The sequence below is a fragment of the Furfurilactobacillus sp. WILCCON 0119 genome (genome assembly GCF_053471565.1).
Map to the genome: position 1 here is coordinate 88,091 of NZ_JBPCCV010000005.1, position 21,494 is coordinate 109,584.

Annotated in this window: 28 protein-coding genes; 3 read left to right on the forward strand and 25 right to left on the reverse strand. The window is 47.9% G+C overall.

Annotation, left to right across the window (positions count from 1 at the left end; all coding sequences use genetic code 11):
- Positions 1–78: 78 nt before the first annotated feature.
- The 25 genes from ACRYI5_RS08825 to ACRYI5_RS08945 all read right to left on the reverse strand — a co-directional run bounded on the left by ACRYI5_RS08825 (position 79) and on the right by ACRYI5_RS08945 (position 19,275).
- Complete coding sequence (locus ACRYI5_RS08825; RefSeq protein ID WP_448225012.1) at positions 79–1,029, reverse strand: hypothetical protein; 951 nt, start codon at positions 1,027–1,029, stop codon at positions 79–81.
- An 89-nt stretch (positions 1,030–1,118) separates the two neighbouring features.
- A complete protein-coding gene (locus tag ACRYI5_RS08830; protein WP_448225013.1) occupies positions 1,119–1,688 on the reverse strand; it encodes a hypothetical protein in 570 nt (189 codons plus the stop codon).
- Positions 1,689–2,122: 434 nt separating this feature from the next.
- Entirely contained in the window at positions 2,123–2,899 is a 777-nt protein-coding gene (locus ACRYI5_RS08835) for an inositol monophosphatase family protein (protein WP_448225014.1), read from the reverse strand.
- A 22-nt stretch (positions 2,900–2,921) separates the two neighbouring features.
- A complete protein-coding gene (locus tag ACRYI5_RS08840) occupies positions 2,922–3,356 on the reverse strand; it encodes a EutP/PduV family microcompartment system protein (protein WP_448225015.1) in 435 nt (144 codons plus the stop codon).
- Between the two features lie 21 nt (positions 3,357–3,377).
- Positions 3,378–3,917 (reverse strand): hypothetical protein, encoded by a 540-nt coding sequence (locus tag ACRYI5_RS08845; RefSeq protein WP_407878825.1) that lies wholly within the window; start codon positions 3,915–3,917, stop codon positions 3,378–3,380.
- Positions 3,918–4,025: 108 nt separating this feature from the next.
- Complete coding sequence (locus ACRYI5_RS08850; RefSeq protein WP_407878827.1) at positions 4,026–4,379, reverse strand: BMC domain-containing protein; 354 nt, start codon at positions 4,377–4,379, stop codon at positions 4,026–4,028.
- A gap of 1 nt (position 4,380) precedes the next feature.
- Positions 4,381–5,589 carry an acetate/propionate family kinase gene (locus ACRYI5_RS08855; RefSeq protein ID WP_448225016.1) on the reverse strand — a complete coding sequence of 403 codons (1,209 nt, stop codon included), beginning with the start codon at positions 5,587–5,589 and terminating at the stop codon, positions 4,381–4,383.
- A 24-nt stretch (positions 5,590–5,613) separates the two neighbouring features.
- The gene (locus ACRYI5_RS08860; protein WP_448225017.1) at positions 5,614–6,318 is read right to left on the reverse strand and encodes an MIP/aquaporin family protein; all 705 of its coding nucleotides are present in this window, start codon (positions 6,316–6,318) and stop codon (positions 5,614–5,616) included.
- A 15-nt stretch (positions 6,319–6,333) separates the two neighbouring features.
- Positions 6,334–7,452, reverse strand: coding sequence for a 1-propanol dehydrogenase PduQ (locus ACRYI5_RS08865; RefSeq protein WP_448225018.1), 1,119 nt, complete (start codon positions 7,450–7,452; stop codon positions 6,334–6,336).
- A gap of 18 nt (positions 7,453–7,470) precedes the next feature.
- Complete coding sequence (locus tag ACRYI5_RS08870; protein ID WP_448225019.1) at positions 7,471–8,898, reverse strand: aldehyde dehydrogenase family protein; 1,428 nt, start codon at positions 8,896–8,898, stop codon at positions 7,471–7,473.
- Between the two features lie 2 nt (positions 8,899–8,900).
- Entirely contained in the window at positions 8,901–9,374 is a 474-nt protein-coding gene (locus tag ACRYI5_RS08875; protein WP_407878835.1) for a GlcG/HbpS family heme-binding protein, read from the reverse strand.
- Between the two features lie 18 nt (positions 9,375–9,392).
- Positions 9,393–9,980, reverse strand: coding sequence for a cob(I)yrinic acid a,c-diamide adenosyltransferase (locus ACRYI5_RS08880; protein ID WP_448225120.1), 588 nt, complete (start codon positions 9,978–9,980; stop codon positions 9,393–9,395).
- 10 nt (positions 9,981–9,990) lie between these two features.
- The gene (locus tag ACRYI5_RS08885; protein WP_407878838.1) at positions 9,991–10,263 is read right to left on the reverse strand and encodes a EutN/CcmL family microcompartment protein; all 273 of its coding nucleotides are present in this window, start codon (positions 10,261–10,263) and stop codon (positions 9,991–9,993) included.
- On the reverse strand, positions 10,245–10,754 hold the full coding sequence (gene pduM / locus ACRYI5_RS08890) for a PduM family microcompartment protein (protein WP_407878840.1): 510 nt from the start codon (positions 10,752–10,754) through the stop codon (positions 10,245–10,247). The genes ACRYI5_RS08885 and pduM overlap by 19 nt, the downstream gene beginning before the upstream one ends.
- A complete protein-coding gene (eutJ, locus tag ACRYI5_RS08895; RefSeq protein WP_407878842.1) occupies positions 10,751–11,602 on the reverse strand; it encodes an ethanolamine utilization protein EutJ in 852 nt (283 codons plus the stop codon). The genes pduM and eutJ overlap by 4 nt, the downstream gene beginning before the upstream one ends.
- Positions 11,603–11,622: 20 nt before the next feature.
- On the reverse strand, positions 11,623–12,249 hold the full coding sequence (pduL, locus tag ACRYI5_RS08900) for a phosphate propanoyltransferase (RefSeq protein ID WP_407878844.1): 627 nt from the start codon (positions 12,247–12,249) through the stop codon (positions 11,623–11,625).
- Between the two features lie 18 nt (positions 12,250–12,267).
- On the reverse strand, positions 12,268–12,543 hold the full coding sequence (pduA, locus tag ACRYI5_RS08905; RefSeq protein ID WP_407878846.1) for a propanediol utilization microcompartment protein PduA: 276 nt from the start codon (positions 12,541–12,543) through the stop codon (positions 12,268–12,270).
- A 30-nt stretch (positions 12,544–12,573) separates the two neighbouring features.
- Positions 12,574–12,993, reverse strand: coding sequence for a BMC domain-containing protein (locus ACRYI5_RS08910; RefSeq protein WP_448225020.1), 420 nt, complete (start codon positions 12,991–12,993; stop codon positions 12,574–12,576).
- Entirely contained in the window at positions 12,990–13,340 is a 351-nt protein-coding gene (locus ACRYI5_RS08915) for a glycerol dehydratase reactivase beta/small subunit family protein (RefSeq protein WP_407878848.1), read from the reverse strand. The genes ACRYI5_RS08910 and ACRYI5_RS08915 overlap by 4 nt, the downstream gene beginning before the upstream one ends.
- Positions 13,341–13,342: 2 nt before the next feature.
- Positions 13,343–15,184, reverse strand: coding sequence for a diol dehydratase reactivase subunit alpha (locus ACRYI5_RS08920; RefSeq protein ID WP_448225021.1), 1,842 nt, complete (start codon positions 15,182–15,184; stop codon positions 13,343–13,345).
- 11 nt (positions 15,185–15,195) lie between these two features.
- Positions 15,196–15,738, reverse strand: coding sequence for a diol dehydratase small subunit (locus ACRYI5_RS08925; protein ID WP_448225022.1), 543 nt, complete (start codon positions 15,736–15,738; stop codon positions 15,196–15,198).
- 28 nt (positions 15,739–15,766) lie between these two features.
- Positions 15,767–16,483, reverse strand: a complete 717-nt coding sequence (locus ACRYI5_RS08930; RefSeq protein ID WP_407878853.1) for a propanediol/glycerol family dehydratase medium subunit — start codon at positions 16,481–16,483, stop codon at positions 15,767–15,769.
- 29 nt (positions 16,484–16,512) lie between these two features.
- Positions 16,513–18,177 carry a propanediol/glycerol family dehydratase large subunit gene (locus ACRYI5_RS08935; RefSeq protein ID WP_407878855.1) on the reverse strand — a complete coding sequence of 555 codons (1,665 nt, stop codon included), beginning with the start codon at positions 18,175–18,177 and terminating at the stop codon, positions 16,513–16,515.
- Positions 18,178–18,195: 18 nt separating this feature from the next.
- Positions 18,196–18,978, reverse strand: a complete 783-nt coding sequence (pduB, locus tag ACRYI5_RS08940) for a propanediol utilization microcompartment protein PduB (RefSeq protein ID WP_407878857.1) — start codon at positions 18,976–18,978, stop codon at positions 18,196–18,198.
- Positions 18,979–18,993: 15 nt separating this feature from the next.
- The gene (locus ACRYI5_RS08945; protein WP_407878859.1) at positions 18,994–19,275 is read right to left on the reverse strand and encodes a BMC domain-containing protein; all 282 of its coding nucleotides are present in this window, start codon (positions 19,273–19,275) and stop codon (positions 18,994–18,996) included.
- A 275-nt stretch (positions 19,276–19,550) separates the two neighbouring features.
- Here ACRYI5_RS08945 and ACRYI5_RS08950 point away from each other — a divergent pair, with 275 nt between their 5' ends.
- The 3 genes from ACRYI5_RS08950 to ACRYI5_RS08960 all read left to right on the forward strand — a co-directional run bounded on the left by ACRYI5_RS08950 (position 19,551) and on the right by ACRYI5_RS08960 (position 21,483).
- Positions 19,551–20,411 carry a helix-turn-helix domain-containing protein gene (locus tag ACRYI5_RS08950; protein ID WP_448225023.1) on the forward strand — a complete coding sequence of 287 codons (861 nt, stop codon included), beginning with the start codon at positions 19,551–19,553 and terminating at the stop codon, positions 20,409–20,411.
- A 143-nt stretch (positions 20,412–20,554) separates the two neighbouring features.
- Positions 20,555–20,926 carry a DUF4430 domain-containing protein gene (locus ACRYI5_RS08955; RefSeq protein ID WP_407878863.1) on the forward strand — a complete coding sequence of 124 codons (372 nt, stop codon included), beginning with the start codon at positions 20,555–20,557 and terminating at the stop codon, positions 20,924–20,926.
- Positions 20,926–21,483: an ECF transporter S component gene (locus tag ACRYI5_RS08960; protein ID WP_448225024.1), complete on the forward strand. Its 558-nt coding sequence runs from the start codon at positions 20,926–20,928 to the stop codon at positions 21,481–21,483. The genes ACRYI5_RS08955 and ACRYI5_RS08960 overlap by 1 nt, the downstream gene beginning before the upstream one ends.
- Positions 21,484–21,494: the final 11 nt, after the last annotated feature.

Sequence of the window (21,494 nt, forward strand, 5' to 3'; positions counted from 1 at the left end):
ACGACCTTTTTCAAACCACATCTCCCTTTCGTCAGTGTCTGTATCCTCATCATTAGTAATTATGAACAAGTTTTATTGTCAGATGATTTTTTTAACTTCAATATGCTCTGCTATTTTTTTACCATACTTTTTTTCAAAATAATTGATTAAATAAATTAAGAAGGCATTCAATACTGACGTCACTAAAATCACTTGCGTTCCTCTTGACATGAAATCATTTGGGCCTAAAGGCGTAATTATTCTATTTAGTAGGTTTTCAATCCCTCTTACGTTAACCAAATACTCAGAAATGCAAATACATGCCACAACGCATAACCAGCCTAAGCGTATGAAAATAAGCCAATTTCGTTGTCTTCCTGTAAGCTGAATATCATAAACATCAATATTTTCTTTTTTTGCTTTAAACGTTAAAACTACTTTTTCATCTGTTACAGCTAATACGATTGTACTGACTGCTAAAAAAGCATTCCAGTTATCTCCATTCACTATCCCTGCTATACAGATAATCAATACAAGACACACTGTAACGATTAAACCTCCTACCCTTTTTCTTGAAAGCTTCATATTCTTAAAACACTTAATATCACTTGTTAAATTAAGCATCAGCGTATCGAATACTTTCCAATAAAAATAAAGTAGTATAAAATCATTTAGAGTGTTTTGGAATTCTTTATTTCGTGCTAAAACACGAAGAAAACCGATCCTATATTCAATAAGATAAATCATGGTTATCGTTAAGAATCCTAAAAAAACACTTCCAATTAAAAAGGTTGTTGACCCCAACTCACTATTAGATAGTTTCTTCGGATTTAATAACCTCTTGTAAAGAAATATCATGCCAAAAAAGACAATAAAAGATGCATATTGAACAGTTACTATCCAAGAACTATTTTCATTACTTCGAAATACTCTTGTGATTAATATATAAAGTGTTATAAAAAGAGTAATTTGACCATATACTTTCTTATTCCATTTTATATTATTCCATTTATTTATTGCCGTGTTCTTTATAATAAACACCCCTTTCATAAAAGTTAATATAGCATAAGGCTTACTACTTTTATGAAATATGTAAAAAGAAAGTTCACATTATCGTGAACTTTCTTTTTAATTCTAACTTACCCCTTGGTAATCGTCAGCCCACTGTTCACCACTTTATTGATGTCCATCGGTTCGATCCCGTTCCGTAAAATGGTGTGCCATTCTTCACCACGGGTGTGCACAACATCATCCAAATAAAGCTCCATGTGCCAACTCTCAGCGGCCAATGACCGGTAACCGGCATCCTTAATAAACTGCTGTAGTTTCGTGTTTGTCGGTCCCATTCGGTTAATCGGACCCACGCTACCGATCTGCGCTTCTAAGCCTTCTGAAAAGTGCAGTAACCGGATGTCCCATAAGTAAGACTGGTCCACGTCAGTAATGTTAAACTCCACTGTTTGTAGGAGTTCTTTTGTAATGAACGTCGGCTGCTGAATCATCAATTGATACCGCCATTCAGCGTCCCGGCCCGGTGTTACCCGCTCCCACATTGCCTGTAGTGGATACCGTTGGAATGGTTCGTACCCCTCAATCTCCAAATTATGTTCTGGTGCCGCCGCTAAGTAATCTGCGACCCGGTACAGCGCGTCTGCCCGGGCAATAAAATCGCGATTATTCGGATTGGCGTTACCCGTCCCCGATAGCACAATGTACGGCCGTGTTGGTAAGTCGACGATCGACCCATTATTAACATCATGTGAATACTCTGCTTGTTGATCAACTTGCCAGTTTAGTTCACGATTAAATCATTGTTATCACCCCTCAATAAAAGCGTAGCATAAACTAACCGTAATTGTAAGCGTTTTCATAAAACGTTTTGACAAATATTGGATCACTACATTTGGCAATAAATTCACGTCATTAAAACGCGAAAGAAACCGCAGGCCCTTCCTCATCTAACAACAAACAGCACTCATGGACCAAAATCGTCCATTAACGCTCTTTGCTATCATAAACGCGAAAGAAACCGCAGGCCCTTCCTCATCTAACAGCAAACGGCACTCATGGACCAAACCCGTCCATGAGTGCCGTTTGCTGTTACCTGAGCGAGCCTAACCGCGGTTTCTTTCGCTCTCTTTTTTTAATTTGCCAGTTCCCGAAAACTTGCCATCGCCGCTGGGGTCATCACCACGAAATCCTCTGGCCGTAGCAGTGACAAGCGGTGATTAGCCACCGTCCCCACCTCGAGGCCTAACGTCGTCGCCAGAACACAACCAGCCGCAAAATCCCATGGATTCAGGGTTGAAACGTACCCCACGTGCCGCCCGTTTAGCAGTTGTACAAACTCCAACCCAGCGCTTCCTAAAATCCGGACGCCTGAGGCATGGTAACCCACCGTCCCAAGGTTAAACCGGTTGGTGTACAGTTGCCGCCAAGAAACACCAATTAGCCCATCTGCCAACGGCGTATTCTTGAGTTGCGGTAGTTTTTGATCATTTTTATAAACCCCAATGGCTGGGCCACCCCAGTATAAATCATTGTTCATAACATCCAGAATGCCCCCGAATAGCGGCTTTCCATCCTCATAAACGCCGATCATCGTCGCAAAACAATCATGCTTTCTCACAAAGTTTAGTGTCCCATCAATGGGATCGACAAAGAAAACTAAGCCGTGCAGATTTTGTGGCCGCGCGTGCTTATTTTCCTCCCCCATGATCTGAGCTTCTGGATAGGCTGTGCTAATCTTGGCCTCTAAAAACGTTTCAATCGCTTCATCTTCATTTGTCACAAGGTCGTTCCGTGAACTTTTTTCAGCGACCCGCTCAATGCCATTAACACCGGGTCGTAATTGTTCACCGGCTTCAATCAGCCAACTCGTCACGGCCTGTGCCAATGTCAATTGTGCTGCTCTTTCCATGCTCGTTGACCCCTTTACATAATTAAATTAAATCTAAGGCGTGCACCACGTTCATCATGCCAATATCCTGGACCGCTGAGCTCAAAATTATTCGGTCAGCACCGGCACTTCGTAAAAATTCCACGCTGCCATCAATTTGCGCCTGATCCGTCGCTAACTCGACCTTGGTAATGATGCCAATGGCCGGTTTATTAAACATTGTGGCAAATCCAGGCGCAAAGATCTGCCGGCGATCCAGAACACTTTGTAACATCAAGATTACGTCAGATTCCGCAGCCGTTACCGACAGTGCGCTGTAGAACCGGTGATGTTCCACAAATTCACCTGGTGTATCAACGGCGTCATCGAAAAACTCCACCGCCTGCGTTTTGTTATAGCGTAATGCCTCACCAGCCAAGCGCTGGTGGAGTGTCGTTTTACCGCAACCAACGGCACCAACCAATAGTGGACGTTTCATGACGCCACCCCTTTCAACCTGTTAGAACGGCCAGTTTGGGTCACTGGCGTCGAATAATTCTTCCTGAACACCCATTTCAACGTAAACATACCGGGCAATGACGAAGAAGTAGTTGCCAAGTGTTTCTAAAAAATCGACAGCTAATCCTTCCGAAGCACCAGCAACCAGTTTCACCGATCGGTATGCCTTCAGTGCTAGTGTCCGCGCAATTTGTAGTTCGCTTGCCTGAATACTACCACCTGGCACCACAAATTTATGGAGTTCTGGTAGTGTGACCGAATACTGGGTCGTTAACCCCTTGAGCCATTCACCTGCACCCCCTGGAAACATTGCTGTATCAGGTGTCTCGCCTGGCTTAGTCAAATCAGCGCCAATGCAAAACAGAAGCCGCTGGATCGTTTTAAACTCCGCGTCAAACGGTCGTAACCCATTATTCATTGCCCGGACGCGACACAATCCCAGCCAGGCCGTTAACTCGTCTAAAGCACCATAAGCTTCCACTTGTTGCGCGTTATAGTCGTGAAACACCCGGTCTTGGCGCTCCTCGTTTGATTCGTTCATGCGTTTGTTCCCCGCTTTACTTTTGTATCTGCTTCATTGCATTCACGTTTTAAAGTACCATGTCCGCTAAAGACACACAAGTGAAGGGTATCTCAAAGGTTGAACCAACTACGATTGCGTCAGCGGCGTAACTCGAAAATCAAGAATCTGCTGCAACGTTGTTTGCGATGCAAGGAGGGCCGCCTTGACAGCATCCACTTGCCCAGCAACCAGGACAGAGCCACTAAACCGGTCAATGAAAATCACGTTCACATCGCTTGCCTTAGTGGCTACATCGGACGCGATTGCGGCCGCCTCACCCGGTGTGATCGTTAACAAACCAAGCGCCGTTGATGTATCCGCGATCCCCAGCTTATTAAAAATTTCCTCATCTGGGTGAACAATCACGTGGGCCATGGTGACTTGTTTACCAGGCACAGATTCTTGAATCACCCGTTCAAGTGTTTCTTCCTGTTCGTCCATCTTAGCCCTCCAGCCCCAATAACCGGGTCACATCACGGGCAATGACGACCTCTTCATCCGTTGGCACAACGAGGACCGTCACGGCACTTTCTGGTGTTGAAATTTGCTGTTCATTGGCCTCGTTTTTCTCAAGGTCGATCTGAACACCAAGGTACTTCAACTTGTTGGTGACAAGGCGCCGAATCAATGCGGAATGTTCACCAACACCTGCTGTAAACGTAATGGCGTCCACACCGTCCAAATCAGCGGCGTAAGCCCCAATGTAGAAGACGATCTGGTGAACATACATCGTTAAGGCTAACCGCGCCCGTTCGTTTCCGGCCGCCGCAGCTTCTTCGATTTCACGCAGATCATTTGAAATCCCGGAAACACCAAGGAGACCGGAGCGTTCGTTTAACATCTTTTTAATGGCCGCTGAATCCATGCCTTCATGTTCTTCTAAGAACGGAATGATCTGCGGATCGATATCCCCGGACCGTGTTCCCATCATCAAACCAGCTAATGGTGTAAAGCCCATGGAATTGTTGATCGTTTTACCATCCAGGATGGCCGAAATGCTGGCACCGTTCCCCAAATGACAGCTAATCACCTTCCGCGCCGATGGCACTAAGCGGTGCGTTTCTTCCGCAATGTACTGGTGACTCGGTCCATGGAACCCGAAGCGCTTAATTCCATACTTTTCATAATATTCATACGGTAGTGGATATAGTGCACTACTCATTGGAATGGTTGCGTTAAACGATGTGTCGAACACCGCCACCTGTTTTGCCTGTGGTAATTTCTCGCCAAACGCTTTAATTCCCTGTAAATTCACCGGATTATGTAGCGGTGACAGCGTACTCAATTCCTGAATCCGCTGCTCCACCGTTTCGTCCACGATGACTGAGTGAAGGTAATACTGACCCCCGTTTGAAACCCGGTGACCAACCCCCTCAATCTCATCCAGTGAGGCAATGATGTGTTCTTCCAGTAACGTTTGCATCGTCAAGGCCACCGCGTCATTGTGCGATAAAATGGCCTTTGTTTGTTGCACCCGTGTGGATTTTGTTTGCCCCGCCGGCGTGTACGTCAGCGTCAGCGTTAGCATCGCATCAGGCTTCCCGATCCGTTCAATCTGGCCAGCTGCTAAAACTTGTTCCGTTGGCATTTCATACAATTTGAATTTCAGCGAAGAACTCCCTGAATTAATTGCTAACACTTTATGTTTCATAATTTATGTCCCTCTTTTTATCAATTACTGAACTGAAAATAGTGCTGCTGCCAACAACCCACCAACCAGTGGGCCGACCATTGGAATCCAAGCATAGTGCCAGTTGGCACCACCCTTATTTGGAATTGGCAAAATGGTGTAAGCCAACCGTGGACCCCAGTCACGCGCTGGGTTAATCGCATACCCAGTGGTCGTCCCAAGGCTCATCCCGATTGCCAGAATCAAGAAACCAACAACCAATGGTTTAAGTCCCGTGGTGAAGTTCCCAAGGTTTAGCAAAATATACATAAAGACAAACGTGCCAATAATTTCGCTTAATAAATTAAACAATGGGTTATCAATGGCAGGTACCGTTGCAAAGTTACCAACTGTGTTCCCGTCCTTCGTGGTTGTGGCCTTGAAGTGGGGGTAGTAATGAATCACAACCAATGCGGCACCTAAGAATGCACCAATGAACTGACCAAGTAAGTATGGGAGCACTTGTGACCATGGGAAGAGACCAAACGTCGCCATCCCAATGGTTACTGCTGGGTTCAAATGTGCGTCAGAACCGACAGCGCCACCCACGTAAACACCCATGGTAACGGCCATTCCCCACCCGAAGGCGATCAACAACCAGTTACCGTTGTTTTTTCCGTATGTTTTGTTCAGGTTCAGGCCCGCATTAACCCCGGCCCCAAGTACGATCAAAATAAACGTTCCTAATAACTCACCTAAAAAGCCACTCATTTGTCTTCACCCCAATTATTCAATCACTTGCTGGTAGACTTCTGCCAGCTGTTCATCTGTTGGTACAATTGGATTCCCCGGGAACGTGCCATCTGTTTTCGCAGCGGCAACAATCGTTGCACATGCGGCTCTCGCATCCGCTGGTTTAACCCCAAAGGCCGCCAACGTTTGTGGACACTTCATTTGCCGCATCATGGTCTGCAACTTTCGGATCAATTCACGGACAGCCATCCGGTCTGTGCTATCAGCACTGGCCAAGCCGGCTTTACGAGCGGCCGCAGCATACTTCGCTTGAACCGTCTTATCCTGCGCATTAAATGCCACCACATGGGGAAGCATCATTGCACACGCCAAGCCATGAGGCACGTGGAATTGGGCCCCCAATTGGTGCGCAATTGAGTGCGTGATCCCAAGGCCAGCGGTGTTAAAAGCCAACCCAGCCGCTGTTGACGCCTCATGAACCGTCCGCCGTAACGCTAGGTTTTCAGGGTCACGGTACACAGCAACCAGGTCGTGACCAATCACATCAATGGCCTTTTCAGCAAGCGCATCCGTAAACAGGTTTGCATCCTTTGCCACCAATGATTCTAGTGAGTGGGTCATCACATCTAAGCCGGAAAAAGCGGTTACAGAACTAGGTGCACTAACAACCAGTTCAGGGTATAACAGCGCCACATCAGGAATTAAATGATCATCGATCAGTGGGAACTTGGCGTGGTTTGCTTCATCAGAAACCACGGCCGTGTTTGTTACTTCAGAGCCCGTTCCACTTGTTGTCGGAATCGCCACAAAGCAACTCAACGTCTCACCACTCACCTTTTCACCAAAGCTCCGAATGGCCTTGGCGGTATCAATGGCAGAACCACCACCCAACACAACGATGACCGTTGGTTTAAAGGCCAAGTATTCCTTAACCCCTGCTGTAATGCTTGTCAGCGGTGGGTTCGGTTTAACATCAGCGAACGTTTGGATGGTTGCACTACTTGGCAAGTGTCCCTGGATCATCTTCAGTGTATCACTGTCATCTAAGAATGGGTCACACACAAAGAAGACCCGTTGGTTAGTAAAAGTTTGAAGCATGTTTAAACTATCTGAACCGGCAATGATTTTTGTCGGAATGGTAAATCGAGCCATTTTGCGTCACCTCGTTTATTAGTTCCAACTACGCATGGAGAACCCTTGTGGTGAGTTCAACCGACGACGCCGTGTAAATGACTTCGCCGTGGTTGTTCCTTCACCAGTTGGCGTTGCAATTGTTAATGCAGACGCACCAGTAAAGCCAACCCCTGTGCCGGCGTAAGTCGGACCATTAACAACGAAGATTGACGTGTTCATCCGGTGTGACGCTTTGTTAATGTGGATCAAGTCACGTGAGTGGATCGAAGCGGTGTGATGGAAGCCTTGTTCCACTTCAACGGCCGTCTTCAGCACACTGGTAAAGTCTGGGCAGCTAACGATTGGCAAGATTGGCATCAAGTTTTCAGTCACAACTAACAGATGGTCTTTGGCAGCCTCCAAAATAATTTCCACTGGTTGACCTGTGTAGCTGATTCCGGCTTGGTCCAAGATGAAGGTTGCATCCTTTCCGACAAACTTCCGGTCAGGTGTTCCCTTACTGGTAATAGTCATCGTGGCTAATTTTTCAATGTCATGTGGGTCGGTTACCAAGAAGGCGCCTTCTGCTTGCATGTTGCGAATCAGTTCATCCTTAACGGACGCTTCAACAACGACTTCCTTTTCAGCAGTACATAAGATGTCGTTATCAAATGACGCCGAATCGATAATGTTGTGGGCAGCAAGCTTAATATCGGCCGTTGCATCAACTATTGCAGGTGGATTACCGGCACCGGCACCAATGGCCTTCTTCCCACTTGTCATTGCTTGGTGCACAACTGCTGGGCCCCCAGTAACAGCCAGTAAGGCAATGTCTGGGTGCTTCATCATTTGTTGAACCGCTTCGATACTTGGTTCTTCAACCCCAACGACCAAGTTTTCCCAGCCCGTTGCGTCGGCAACAAACTCGTTCAACTTTTCAATCGTCCAGCGGGTAATGTTTTTTGCACCAGGGTGAGCACCAAAGAAGACCGTGTTCCCACCGGCAATCATCATGATTGCGTTGGCGATAACCGTTTCGGATGGGTTGGTACTTGGACCAACCGCCCCGATAACACCGTATGGTGCGTATTCATACATGATCAAACCACCGTCACCGGTTTCGGCTTCTGGTTGTAAGATTTCTGGTCCTGGCGTGTTGTAGAGCGCGTTGTTTAACTTCGCAATCTTTGCACTAACCGTTCCCATCCCAGTTTCATCATGAATAGCTGTGGCCATTTGTTCGATGTAAGGACGGAACCCTTCTTTAATGGCGTCAATCACCTTTGTCCGGGTTTCGATACTTGCATCCACAAACCGGTCTTCAGCAGCCTTTGCAGCTGCTACGGCACTGTCCACCGTTGGGAAAATCCCATGGTGGCCACCAGCCGTTGTCCCTGCTGATACTGTTGTTGTCGTTTCACCGGCAGCTTGCTGTTGAAGTTCTGCCTGAATAATTTGTCTAATTTGCGCTTCTAAATCTGCCATCGCTACTTAATCCCTTCTAAGAACTGGTGAACACCGGCTTCACAAATTGCCTGGTCTTCTTCGACTGCACCACCACTGATACCAAGGGCACCAATGATTTGTTGATTAACGATCAATGGAATCCCACCGGCAAACGAAACAAGTTTGCCATCAAGCATGGTTTCCATTTCGTATAATGGTGCTCCTGGTTGAATCTGAGCACTAACTTCTTTAGTTGGTTGTTTCATTGCCAATGCAGACCACGCTTTTTTGGGTGCCAATTGGATACTAACCAAGTTGGCATTCGTCATGTGGTATTGCATCAGTGGATTTCCGGCAGCATCCATTAAGCACATGGATACGCCAACACCCAGTTCGTTAGCCTTTGCTTCTGAAGCATCAAAAACTTTGTTAAAGTTGGCCCGGTCAAAGACTGCGGTCCCATCTTGGTTCTTAAATGCTGCTTGAACACTCGATAAAATGTTTTCAATTGCCATTATTATTAACTTCCTTACTTAGTGTGTTTGGTGATCCTGAACTGCTTCTTGGTACCGCCGGACAATTTCATCACACATTTGTTCTTGATGATCAGCTTCATCCTCATCACGAGCAACGATGTACAAAAAGTCGGACAACCGGTTTGCATAGCGCAGGACGACCGGACGAAACGGACTGTCTTCATTTAACCGAATTAACAGTCGTTCAGCCCGCCGGCACACCGTTCTACATAAATGCAGATGGGCGCCGGCAACGCTTGTGCCCGGTAAAATAAACGCGTGGAGCACCGGTAATTTTGCCGTATAATCGTCAATCACCCGTTCCAAGCGGGCTACGTCGGCGTCCTCAATGCGGTCGCTCTTTCCGTAAAAGCGGTCAGCGTCTGCCGAAGCAATCTCACCATCTAAGATGAACATGCGCTCCTGGACCCACTTTAACAACGCCCGGTTTTCCTCACGCTGACAAAACTTTTCTGCCACACTGATTTGTGCGTTGCATTCATCAAATGTGCCATATGTTTCAACACGGTCAGAATACTTTTTGACCCGTTCACCGGTGAAGAGGGCCGTGGTCCCCTTGTCACCCGTTTTGGTATAAATTCCCATGGTTGAATCCTCACTTATCAAACCGGTCGATAATTCCAACAATAGCGGAATCCACAACGTCCCGGGGCCGTGTCCCTTCATTTTGTGTCTTCCGGGCACCTGCACCACGAACGAGTAACACCAGTTCACCGATGCCGGCCCCCACTGTATCAGCAGCGACCTCCTCGGAACGGACAGCGGCCATGTTGCTATCGATTGGTTGCACGATCATCAGCTTACGCCCGACTAACGACTCATCTTTCTGCGTCGCGACCACGCTCCCAATCACTCTTGCCATATACATGCTTGATCCGTCCTTTCACGTACCTCAATGTGTTGTGCTAATAGTTCGTCGTGTGCTGCCATGGTCAGCCGCTGACGGTGCTGTTTGACCAGCACAGCGTGTAACGGCAGGCCCAACACATCACTTCTGGTTATCACCGCTGCTTCCTGGGCCGTTAAGACTTCACCCGTCGGCAATGCAATGGTGACCGGCCACGTGGTCAATAACGGCCACGGGACAAGGTTCACATCTGCCACCGTTAACTGTAACGTCACGGCGGCATGATCACGCCATGCGGCCTGAACAAACGTTGTTAGTGGTGTCGTCGTCAACCGGTATAAATCAGCAATCGCCGTTGGGGGCACTTCGGTCACCACAACGGTTGCCGCTGTGAGAAACAGGGTCTCTTCAGCCGTGGCAACGTCAGCAAACGAAAGTGTTGTCACCGTTTGTTCGCGTTGTTGCAACCGCTCAATAACCGCCGCAATCACATCACTTACTGAATCACTCATCGCGACGCCTCCGCAGCAACTCCTAAATCGCTTAACGCGATCCCAAGCGGCGTGACGAAGTCTGGATACGCAAGTGCTAAGACCGGAACGCCTAACGTTTTGGCCATGGTGGGCGCAAATTCACGAAAGTTTGTTGCACCGCCAACCGCAATCACGGGTTCAACCAGCTGGTTACCTGCCACGTTTGCAACGATGGCAGCCATTTTTTCCACCACCGGGCGAACGACTGCAAACACGTCGTCTTCCCGTTTCCGATCACGTTTCAGCACTTCTGCTGCCGCGTGATCCAAATGCTGACTCCCAGCGACAACCAGCGTCATGTGGTAGCCACCAGTCGGCTCATCGCCAACCCGTTTTAACGTGTCGTTCTTAAAGACACTGATTCCCGTTGTTCCACCACCAACATCGACGATCGTCCCATCCGTCACGCCCAGCATTGTGGCCGCAGCGGTTGGTTCATCAACAATGTTGGTGCACGTCAGGCCACTGTCCTCGATGACGTTTGCCACGGCCTTACTATTTGACTCACTCACACCTGGTGGAATTGCCCCAGCTGCGGTGGTCAACGTTACGCCCAGAGCGGCTTCCGCCCGGGCCTTAATGGCACGAACAATGGTGACAGCCTCACCATAGTGAACAACAACCCCATCACGAACTGCCTGATCTGGGACCGCTTCACCATAAATTGGTTCACCGTCATCATTGATTACCGCAAACACAATCGTGGCAGTCCCCAAATCGACACCAACCCGCAAATGGTCAGTCACCGTCGCTTGAGGATCAACATGTGGTGCTTGCGTCACAAGGCTGTTAAAGGCGGCTAAGCGCGCTGCTTGTTTTTCAAACATGCCAGTCCCCTCCTAACGGTTTATTTGTTCGGAATAATCTTTGCGATGGTATTTTTGTTGATTCCTGCGGCGTTTGCTTCATCCGTGTCAATGTGCATTTCTAACACGAAGTCTTCACGTGGGCGGGCAATCACGTCATTAAACGTCAACCGCCGATTCCCTGTTGTCACTTCAACACTGATTTCATCACCATAAGAAACGCCATACTGCTTAGCGTCTTCCAGGCTCATGTGCACGTGCCGCTTCGCAGCAATGGCACCATAAACTGGGATCCGGGCGTCCTTCGTTTCTAAAATCACTTTAGCAGCGCCGTCTAAATCACCAGACAAGTGAACGGGTAAGTCCACTCCGACTTGAATCCCGTCTGTCAATGACAATTCAACTTGAGAGTATTCACGACAAGGTCCTAAGACCCGAACGTGTTCCACCCGACCACGAGGGCCGACAACCGTAACCGTTTGCTTAGCCGCAAAGTCAGCTGGTTGCTTTAAGTCACGGAACTTTGTCATTTCTTGACCTGGAAACAGGCGGGCAAAGTCTTCCTTACTCAAGTGAACGTGATGATTAGAGACCCCAATGGGCATGCCCGGTTGGGTCTCTTCTTCAATGATTTGTTTAACTAACGCGCGTAACTTATTCTCATCCATTGTTCCACCCCGTTAGTTTTACTTGTTACTTGGCAAAATTGCTTCAACATCTGTATGTGGACGAGGGATGACGTATGAAGCGTACACATCGCCAACAGATTCTGCGGAAGCTGTTCCTGCATCAACGGCAGCTTTAACGGCACCAACATCACCACGAACCATAACGGTTACTAACCCTGAACCGATTTTTTCATAGCCAGTTAATTCAACATTAGCGGCCTTAACCATTGAGTCAGCGGCTTCGATTGCGGCAACTAAGCCCTTTGTTTCGATCATTCCAAGTGCGTTATTCATGTTTGTTTCCTCCAATTTGTTTGTTAACAATTACTGTTCTGGTTTAGTACTCTTTGTGTTTCGGCGGTTCGATGCTGGGCGCCGTTTTGTCGTGCTGGCACTCGCTGGTTTTGCCGCTTGGCTTGCTGGTGTTTCAGCAGCTGGTTCTGTCGTTAATTCTTCAGCCACTTTTTCAGCTGGCTTTTTAACGAGTTCATCTAACCCATTTGCTGGGCGGGCGATGACCTGTTTTGCAACAAAATGGTCAACTTCCTCAGCAGCCTGGCTTCCGGCAGCGATGGCAGCGTTAACCGCCCCAACATCGCCGCTGATAAACACTGTCATTTGGCCGGCACCACGGGCACGTTCAACCTTGTCAACGTGGACGTTTGCCGTTTTGACCATCACATCAGCAACCTTAACGGCTGTTGAGTAACCACCAACTTCTAATAATCCTAATGCATCGTTCATAGAATCAATCCTCCCTTCTCAAAGTCTTTAAATGGGACCCGCTTAACCAACCGAGCGGCGTTTGCGCCTAAGCGACGTAAATCCGCTGGATCAGATAACGGGACCCGCGCAAGGGGTTTATCCGCCGGCAAGCTGTTGTGATGTAAATAAGCTGCCTCATCGTCAAACCCGATCCCGACGTTTAGTTGCGCCATTTGTGCCGCTTCAAACGCCCGTCCAATTGCCGTTTGTGCCGTTGTTTCAGTGGTCCATCGAAACGGAATTTCTTCCTCTTCGATGCCGTAAAGCAACGGTAAAATGGCAGCTTGCTCTTGACCCGCAATTAAGATGGTTGGTTCAGTTGCCATAATTAATGGGTCCCTTCTTGTAATTCATTGGCATAGGCGAGGATCAGTCCCGTTGCCACCGCGTTTCTTGGCCCCTCAACGGCCCGAACGTTCCCACGGCCCGCAACCAGGTTGTAGTGGGATAACGCGTCGGTCACTAGCTGAGGAATTTCAAAGTCTAAGGCAGACCCACCAACAATGACGACAAACGGAATGTCGCGGATGTTTCCAGTGGGACTCACTTTTGCCAGCGCCCGCAGTGCATTGGTGACAAAGACTCGCTGCTTAGCAGACTGCCGAACAGTTCGAATCTTTTCAATTGAAACGTCACCTGGAACCGGGACAAACCCGGTTGGCTTAACCACCACGGTCCGGGCAAAGAGATCACCGGAGAGGGCTTCATCAAAGAACTGCACGCTCCCGTCTTCATGACGAATGTAAAATAAACTTTCGACCTTCGCTAACGGGTATCGTTTAATGTCTTCGGCCAAGTACACGTCATCCAGCCCTAATTCAGAGTTGATGATCATGGTCGTCATGTCACCGGCCCCGGCCAAATGAATGGCCACGATGTCGCCGGTCTTATCAATGATCGACGCATCCGAGGAACCAGCACCAAGGTCTAAGATGGCCAGTGGCGCCTGTGTTCCGGGAGTCGTCAACGCACCACGAATGGCCGCTTCGGCTTCCACACCACCAACTTCAACGGTAACGCCAAAGTCATGGTGAATTTCGTCCGCGATGGCCTGCATTTGCAGATGGTCCGTGCGAACCATTGACGCGATCCCGACTGCTTGTTCCATTGAGAACTCACCAGCCAGACCACCCTTAACATCATTTGGCACGGAGGTATCAACGGCCAACAGATCCTGAATGTAAATGTCTTGCATCCGTTTGTCCGTTAGTTCCGCCATCGTCTGCCGAACCCGTTCCAGCATGCCACCAATGTTTGTGCCGGCTTCCCCGGTCACGTTGTCGATCTGCTTAAACGAGGACACAGTCTTCATGATCTTGTCGGCACCGGCAGAGATCCCAACCTGTTCTTCATGGTCATCACCGTTAATGTGAACCGTTCCGGCCGGAATGACCCGAGCCTTCACGTCCCCGGCGGGTGTTTTGATGACCACCGCTGACCGGTTACCAATTAAGGCCCGGGCAACGGGAACCACGTTTTTCGTTTGTTCCGGTGTCAATTCAAACACCGTTGCGATCCCGTATGGATTGGATAATTGCTTAATGACTTGCCCTTTATCAGCCACTTCAACGGCGGCCAGCATGTGCTGCGGGACCTTTTCCAGTAACGACACTTCATCCACAATGGGAATCTTGAAGTCCAACCGGTTATCAATGAGGACCCCGTCGTCACCCTGAAGGATGGCACCGGTAACCTTGAATCCGGTTTGATGGTACAGGTTCAGCAGTTTAGCGGCATCGCCAAAGTCGACTTCTTTGGGAATTAACACAATGTACGTTTTATCCGTTGTGCCCTCGTTGACAAGGTCGGTAATCAGGATGGTTTCCCCAATACCAACGCCCAGTCCCCCGGGTGTTCGCGGATTGTGACCAATCATGGTTGATTCTGTGATGACGGTTTCAGTAATCGTCTCCATCGCCACATCACCAATCACGGGGGTTGCTTCGTTGATCCGAATGAGATCCACGTCGTTAATGGTGAGTTGACTCTTTGTCAACACCCCGTTAATGGCCGTTCGAATCCCCACGAGATTTCGTTTAGTCCCCTTGATCCCGGTTGTTGCGGTGATGTCAGAGTTGATAAACTTAACCTGACCCGTTGGCGTCACGTTAGCTAACGCTACTTCTGTCGACGAATTACCAATGTCGACACCAATCACTGTTTGCGTCATAACGACCTCCGTTAGTTATCACCCTTCAACTTTTTCCGGATTTCGTAGTTCTTAGCGGCTTCACGAACAAAGTTTGCTGAAATTGTGGCGTGGTACTGTTGTTCTAGTTCATTTGCCATGTCCAGTAATTCTTGTTTGCTCGACCGGTATGGCCGTAACGCACCGTACATTTCCAGTAACCGGTCATCAGGAATTGCCGTTAATTCTGCGGCGCGATCAAAGTTACTTTGAATGGCAGCCCGACCAGCGTTCTTGGCAATTTGGCCCTGTGCTTTTAACGTTGCTGGCGTGATCCGCAAGTCTTCGGGAGTAATTTTGTCGTTGACCACGTTTTCCAACGTAATGTCATTAACGCTCTTCCCCGTTGGTGACTTGATCAAGTCAGGATGTTTGCTAAATAACGGATAGTCGCTTCGGCCCAGTTCCTTTCCATCGGGCTGTGCCTGACTTCCAGTTTGGGCGGTTGCTGTGGTTGTGGCTTGTGGGGCACTCTTTGTATCAGAGTCCTTCAAATCGGCCATTACTTTCGCAACGAGATCTTCCATTTCACTCATGTTGACGTTCCTTTCTCAGCATTCCAAATTAGAAATGCACTTCGATTTCATCGGGTGCTTTCCCCGTTACAACGTATTTTGTTTCTTTGATGTGCATTAAAGCTGATTTTGCTTGGTAAGCAACCCGCGCCATTTGGTCACTGACCGTTGGCACTGGGTTTGGTGATTCACCCTTCGCATACTTTGCAGCGTTGACCCCAATGGCCCGGTAAGTATCCAACGTCAGCACGGGTGCTTGTGGGAATAATTCCAGGTTACTTAATGGTTCTTCATCACGCTGGTGAATAATGGCGGTTCCTTTTGATTGAATGGAAACGGCAATTCCTGACCCTGACAGATGGTCAGCTTCAGCGCCAGAGAATGAAACGTCGGCTGTCCGGTAAACCTTAATGACACGGGCCCGTAACCCTTCTTCTTCAATTCCGGCGGTCACTTGTCGCAAAATGTCGCGGTGGGATAACCCCGTCATGTTTTCCGTTAAATGTTCTGCAAAACCTGGTAAAACGGAAACAACAACTTCGTCCACAGCGGTTCCTTTTTTAGCAACCCCAACGTGTTTAAACCAGTCCAACTTCTTTGGTGCGTCCGTTGCTTCTGGTTGGCCCTCATGTTCGGCCGTTGCAACAGCGGCTGGTTTTGTTTCTGCTGAGCCACTGCCAAACGACACTTCCTTGTTGGTGGCGGCCGTTTCAGCAATCACTTGTTTAACAATTTTTCTTAATAAATCAACATCGATATCTGCCATGTGTGGCATCCTCCCTTCTTCACGCGGATTTAGAAGTCCGATGGATCAATGGCCATCGGAATGTCCTTGATTTTCTCCCAGGTTTCGCCTGATACACGGTACCCGGTTCCAGGACCCTTGTAGTCATTGTTGTCGTTAACGGCAGAAATGACGTTCCAATCCTTGTCAAAAATGGCGGATGTTTGCAGGAAGTCTCCGGCGATCCGTTGTTGTAACAGACTCAAAACGGCCTGAGCAACATCACGGAAACCACCGTTGTAAAGTGCCTTAACGATGTCGATCCCGGTAATCCCACGGTCCATCATTTCTTGGGCAGCCTTCATATCTTCAACAAGGTTCCGATCTGGCATGTCCTTTGAGCTGTTTGCGTAGGTTGCGGCTTCCACTTCTTCATCCGTGATCTTTGGTAGCCCAATGGCTTCAAAGACCGTTTGAAGGGCTTTAGCAGCTTTATTTCTAACTTTGATGACGTCTTCTTCCTTTACAGGAACAATCCCACCGTTGACCTTTAAGTCACGTTGCATCACGTAGTAGTCATCGTAGTCCATGGCGTCGGTGTTTGAACCGGCAAACATGTTGTCTTCGTTTGGTACTGATGAGTAACCGGAAGAAACGTAGTCAGTCCCGGCCAAGAATTGACCCAGTAACCGTTCTGTCCGCCGCATGTCTGAGTGTGAAAAGGCTTGGTCATTACCAGAAGCACATTCCAAATCAATCATCATACATAACAAGTTTTCACCCATAACGGAGCGAATTCCTGATGGAACGGCACCGGGGATCCCGATACAACTAACACCACCGTTTTGCAGTCCCTGAACCCCACTGGCCTTTGTAATGTAGATACAACGGGCTTCCAAGTAGAGCATGGATTTTCCTTCGGCGTAACCCATCATAACTTCTGAACCAGAACCAGAGGTGAACCGCATCTTCAAGCCGCGAGAAGCGTAACAAGAAGCAAGGAATCCCTTGGACCAAGGTGTGTCATCCCCATCCGTAAACACTTGTTCAGTCCCGTAAACGGAGATAGTTTCGGCATAGGCGGTAAACCCACGCATCCCTAAACTCAGTTCCAGGGCTTCTTCAACGGAACATTGAGTCAGCACACCAGGACGACCCGTTTGGGCCCCAATCATGATGGAAATGGCGTTCAGTGGTGCATAACGGGCAACCGCCGTCGTCGTTTCTTGTTCTGGGAATCCACGCAAAGCGGCATCAGCTGCGTCGGCAGCGATTTGAACCGGGTTATCACGCAAGTTAGTCACGTGACATTGCGTTGCTGGTGTCCGCCGTGGCCGCATCTTTTGGGTGGCCATCATCATTTCAACGAAGTTCAACTTGCTGATTACTTCAACCGCTTTGGCTGGTGTCATCGCAGTGGTCAGTGGAATGATTTCTTCACGAGGGACGTTTGGATCACACAACATGTTTGCTAACTTAAAGGAATCCATTTCCATAACACGTTCAGCATTACGTTGGTCGATTCCGTGGTCAGCGATGTACAGGTCGATCAAATCGAAGTCGTCACGTTTCTTACTGTCTAATTCCGTAACCACACCGTTTTCAACCTTGATACTTGGCTTTGGATCGTTGGGTCCTTCTAGGGCAACGAACCCTTCTTCTGGCCATTCTTTAACAAATCCATCTTGATGGATCGGCATTTTTTCTAATGCTTCAAACCGTTTTTGACGCTTCATTATGTCCTCTCCTTTTTACTAGATGTAGGAAGGAAAATCATTTGTTGGTTTTCCACCAAGCGTGCCTAGTAAATCAAGCCCAACTTCACGTGCTGCAATAACTGCTTGACGAACTGCACCAGAATCACCCGAAATGTGTAAGATACCTTCGTTTGAATAACTGGTTCCGTACGCTGGCGAAGCAAATGATAAGACATCAACATTTGCAGCCTTCAACGCAGCATCTGCCATCACAACACCGATTCCGGCTGGTGCACCAGCAATTAAGCCGTACGCTTTCCCCAGTGGTGCGTTAAACGCAAACTGAGCAGCCTCACTGGCCCGAGCAGTGTATTGTAATTCAATGTGGCCGGCTGGTGTGTTGTACACATCACCGAACTTTTGTGGAACGGCAGCTAACGCCACTTCAATGGCCCGCCGAACGTCAGAAACATCGTTCCCACCAACAATGATCAAAGAACCGTGACCAGCACCGCCCTTAGTATCACGTGGCATTTGGATGCTAACAACTTCCGTGTTCGTTGCCTTAACGGCTTCGTCCATGGCCATGATTTGGGGACCCCCACCAGAACGGGCGGATAAAATCCCTAATGACCGAAATTGCTTTTCTAAATGTAAGTGTTCGGCTAAATCGCTATCAACGTTTGCAACGACCATCCCAATGGTGTCACCAATGGGAGCGGTTCCAACAAACTCCGTAAGACTTGACTTGCTAACACTAGCTGGTGTGGCCGTTGAAGTCTTCCCAGAATCTAACAACTTGCCCATTACACGGTTTACTAATTCATCTGTATCTGCCATGACTTATGCGCTCTCCTACTTGCCTGACTGAGGTAACAACGTTTCAATGTCCTGGTGTGGCCGTGGGATGACGTAGTTTGAAACGACTTCCCCGTTTTCTTCTGCCGCACTTACACCGGCATCAACAGCGGCCTTAACGGCACCAACATCGCCGCGAACCATCACGGTGATCAAACCCTTACCGACTTTCTCTTGGCCTACAAGCTTAACGTTTGCAGCCTTGACCATCGCATCAGCAGCTTCAATTGACGCGATTAACCCGCGTGTTTCGATTAAACCCAGTGCTTCTCTATCCATAGAACATATCCTCCTCCGGGAGATCCCGTATAAAGTAAGCTTTTACTACAGCCTTACAGTACCGAAAAAGCGTTATCATTTATTGCTATGTCTATATATTCACATATAGGCAAACTATTAAATTGTTGATATACTGTCTTATGAAGAAGTGATGTTGCTGTCATTTGGTAGCGATACCATTATCATTCTTATGGCATTTATTGAGCATATTATCGGAAAATGATCATAAAGTGGCACTTTCTTTACTTTTAGTTTTTTCTTGGAGGATAAAGCCGATGAACGAAGACCTTGCGCAGCTCCTAACAACCCAACAACTCTGTCAACTGAACCACCTGTTGACGAATTTTTCACAGGCCACCGGAAGCGTAACTGTCATCACAAGCCCCGGTGGGCAAACCATTTCAAACGTTTGTGGTTTTTCCATTTTTAATACGTTTAGTGATGATGCTGTTGGCGAAGTCGCCGTCCCACAAAACAAAACCGTCGATATTAGTGAACACTACGCCATTAGTCGGTTGCCGTTGATCCTTGACGAACAGTTAATGGGCTTTGTTTGTTGCGGTTACCTAGACGTTAACCAAAGCGCCTATTCACCGTTTGGCCCCACCGGAAACTCAGCTGGTGAGCGTGCTCAAGCGTCAATCACCTTGTTGCACTCCGTCATTCAACGAGAATTAGAGGGCTACCAGTTCCAAGCAGGTGGTGCCCCAGTCCAAGTCCAAATGCCAGTCATCCGCCAAGCACCCGCTCTTCACACGGTGCCTGATAAGAACAACTTCCACGCCTCACTGGCTAAGATTGACAGCATTTCAACGACAAACAAGGAAATTAGTGACGCATTAACCTTCATTGAACAGCACCTTAATCAAAACATTTCGTTAGAAGAAGTCGCCCAACGCGTTTATCTATCAAGCTTTTACTTCTCGAAACTCTTTAAAAAGTCCACAAACATGAATTTCTCTGACTACTTAGCGGCAAAGAAGATCAAGCGAGCAATGGTGCTTCTCCAAGACACCAATACCCCGGTTAACCTCATCGCCCACCAACTGGGCTTTTCACAGACGAGTTACTTTAGCAAAACGTTTAAACGCTACGTTAATGAAACCCCCTCAACGTTCAGAAAGTCCTTTCAATAATCCGAAAATGAAACATGACAAAAAAAGACAACTGTGACTCAGTTGTCTTTTTTAAATCGCAAAAACACACCAGAAGAAGACCAACATTGTAATTGCATAAGAGCATAAACTTAGTTTTACATATTGAAAGGGGTTTATTACCTATGAAGAAGTTTGTTCGTTTCGCCATCGTTCTTGCCGTTGTTATCTTTGGGTTTGTTGCTGCAGGACACGTTCAGTCCGCCAGTGCTGCCACTAACAAGGCAACCATTACCTTAACGCAGGACAAAAAGCAGTTTGCTAAGAAAACAGTCACTGTTAAGAAGGGTAACAACTTACTCAGTGTCATGAAGAAAAACTTTACCGTTAAGGAAAAGGACGGCTTCATCACAAGCATCAACGGTCACAAACAGGATGACGCCCAAAAGAAATACTGGATGTTCACCGTTAACGGCAAGGAAGCCACTAAGGGTGCAAAGGATATTCAGGTGAAGAAAAACGATAAGGTGACCTTCGACCTATCCGTCACAAAATAATGCAACGCCATTTCGGTGCTAACATTGCCACCCCGCGTTACATTACTTTTATCGCCATGATGACCGCGATCTGTGTTGTGGGGCGCTATATTTTTCAATTTCTCCCCAACATCCAACCAGTAACGGACATCCTCATTTTTCTAACGATTTATTATGGCTTTGCGGTCGGTGTCTTTGTTAGCATTCTGTCGATCCTCATTTCAAACATTCTGTTAGGATTTGGTCCCTGGACCATTCCACAGATCATGGCCTACCTTGTGGTTGTTCTGGTCGTGACAGCAGGTAGTCACCTGCGGCTTGTCAACCGGTCAATTATCGTTCAAAGCGGGTTAGCCCTTCTCATGGGGTACCTGTACGGATTTACCGTTAGTCTAGGGCAGCTTCCCGTTTTGGGTGGCTGGCACCAGGTGATCGTCTATTGGCTTGGCGGGCTATCCTTTGATACCCTTCATGCTGGCGGTAACCTCGTGATTTATCTAATCTGTATGCCAGCTTTGAAGCAGACGTTTATCCGGCTTCACAATCACATTCCGGTACCCATGCGTTATCAAGATTAAGGCATCATCAG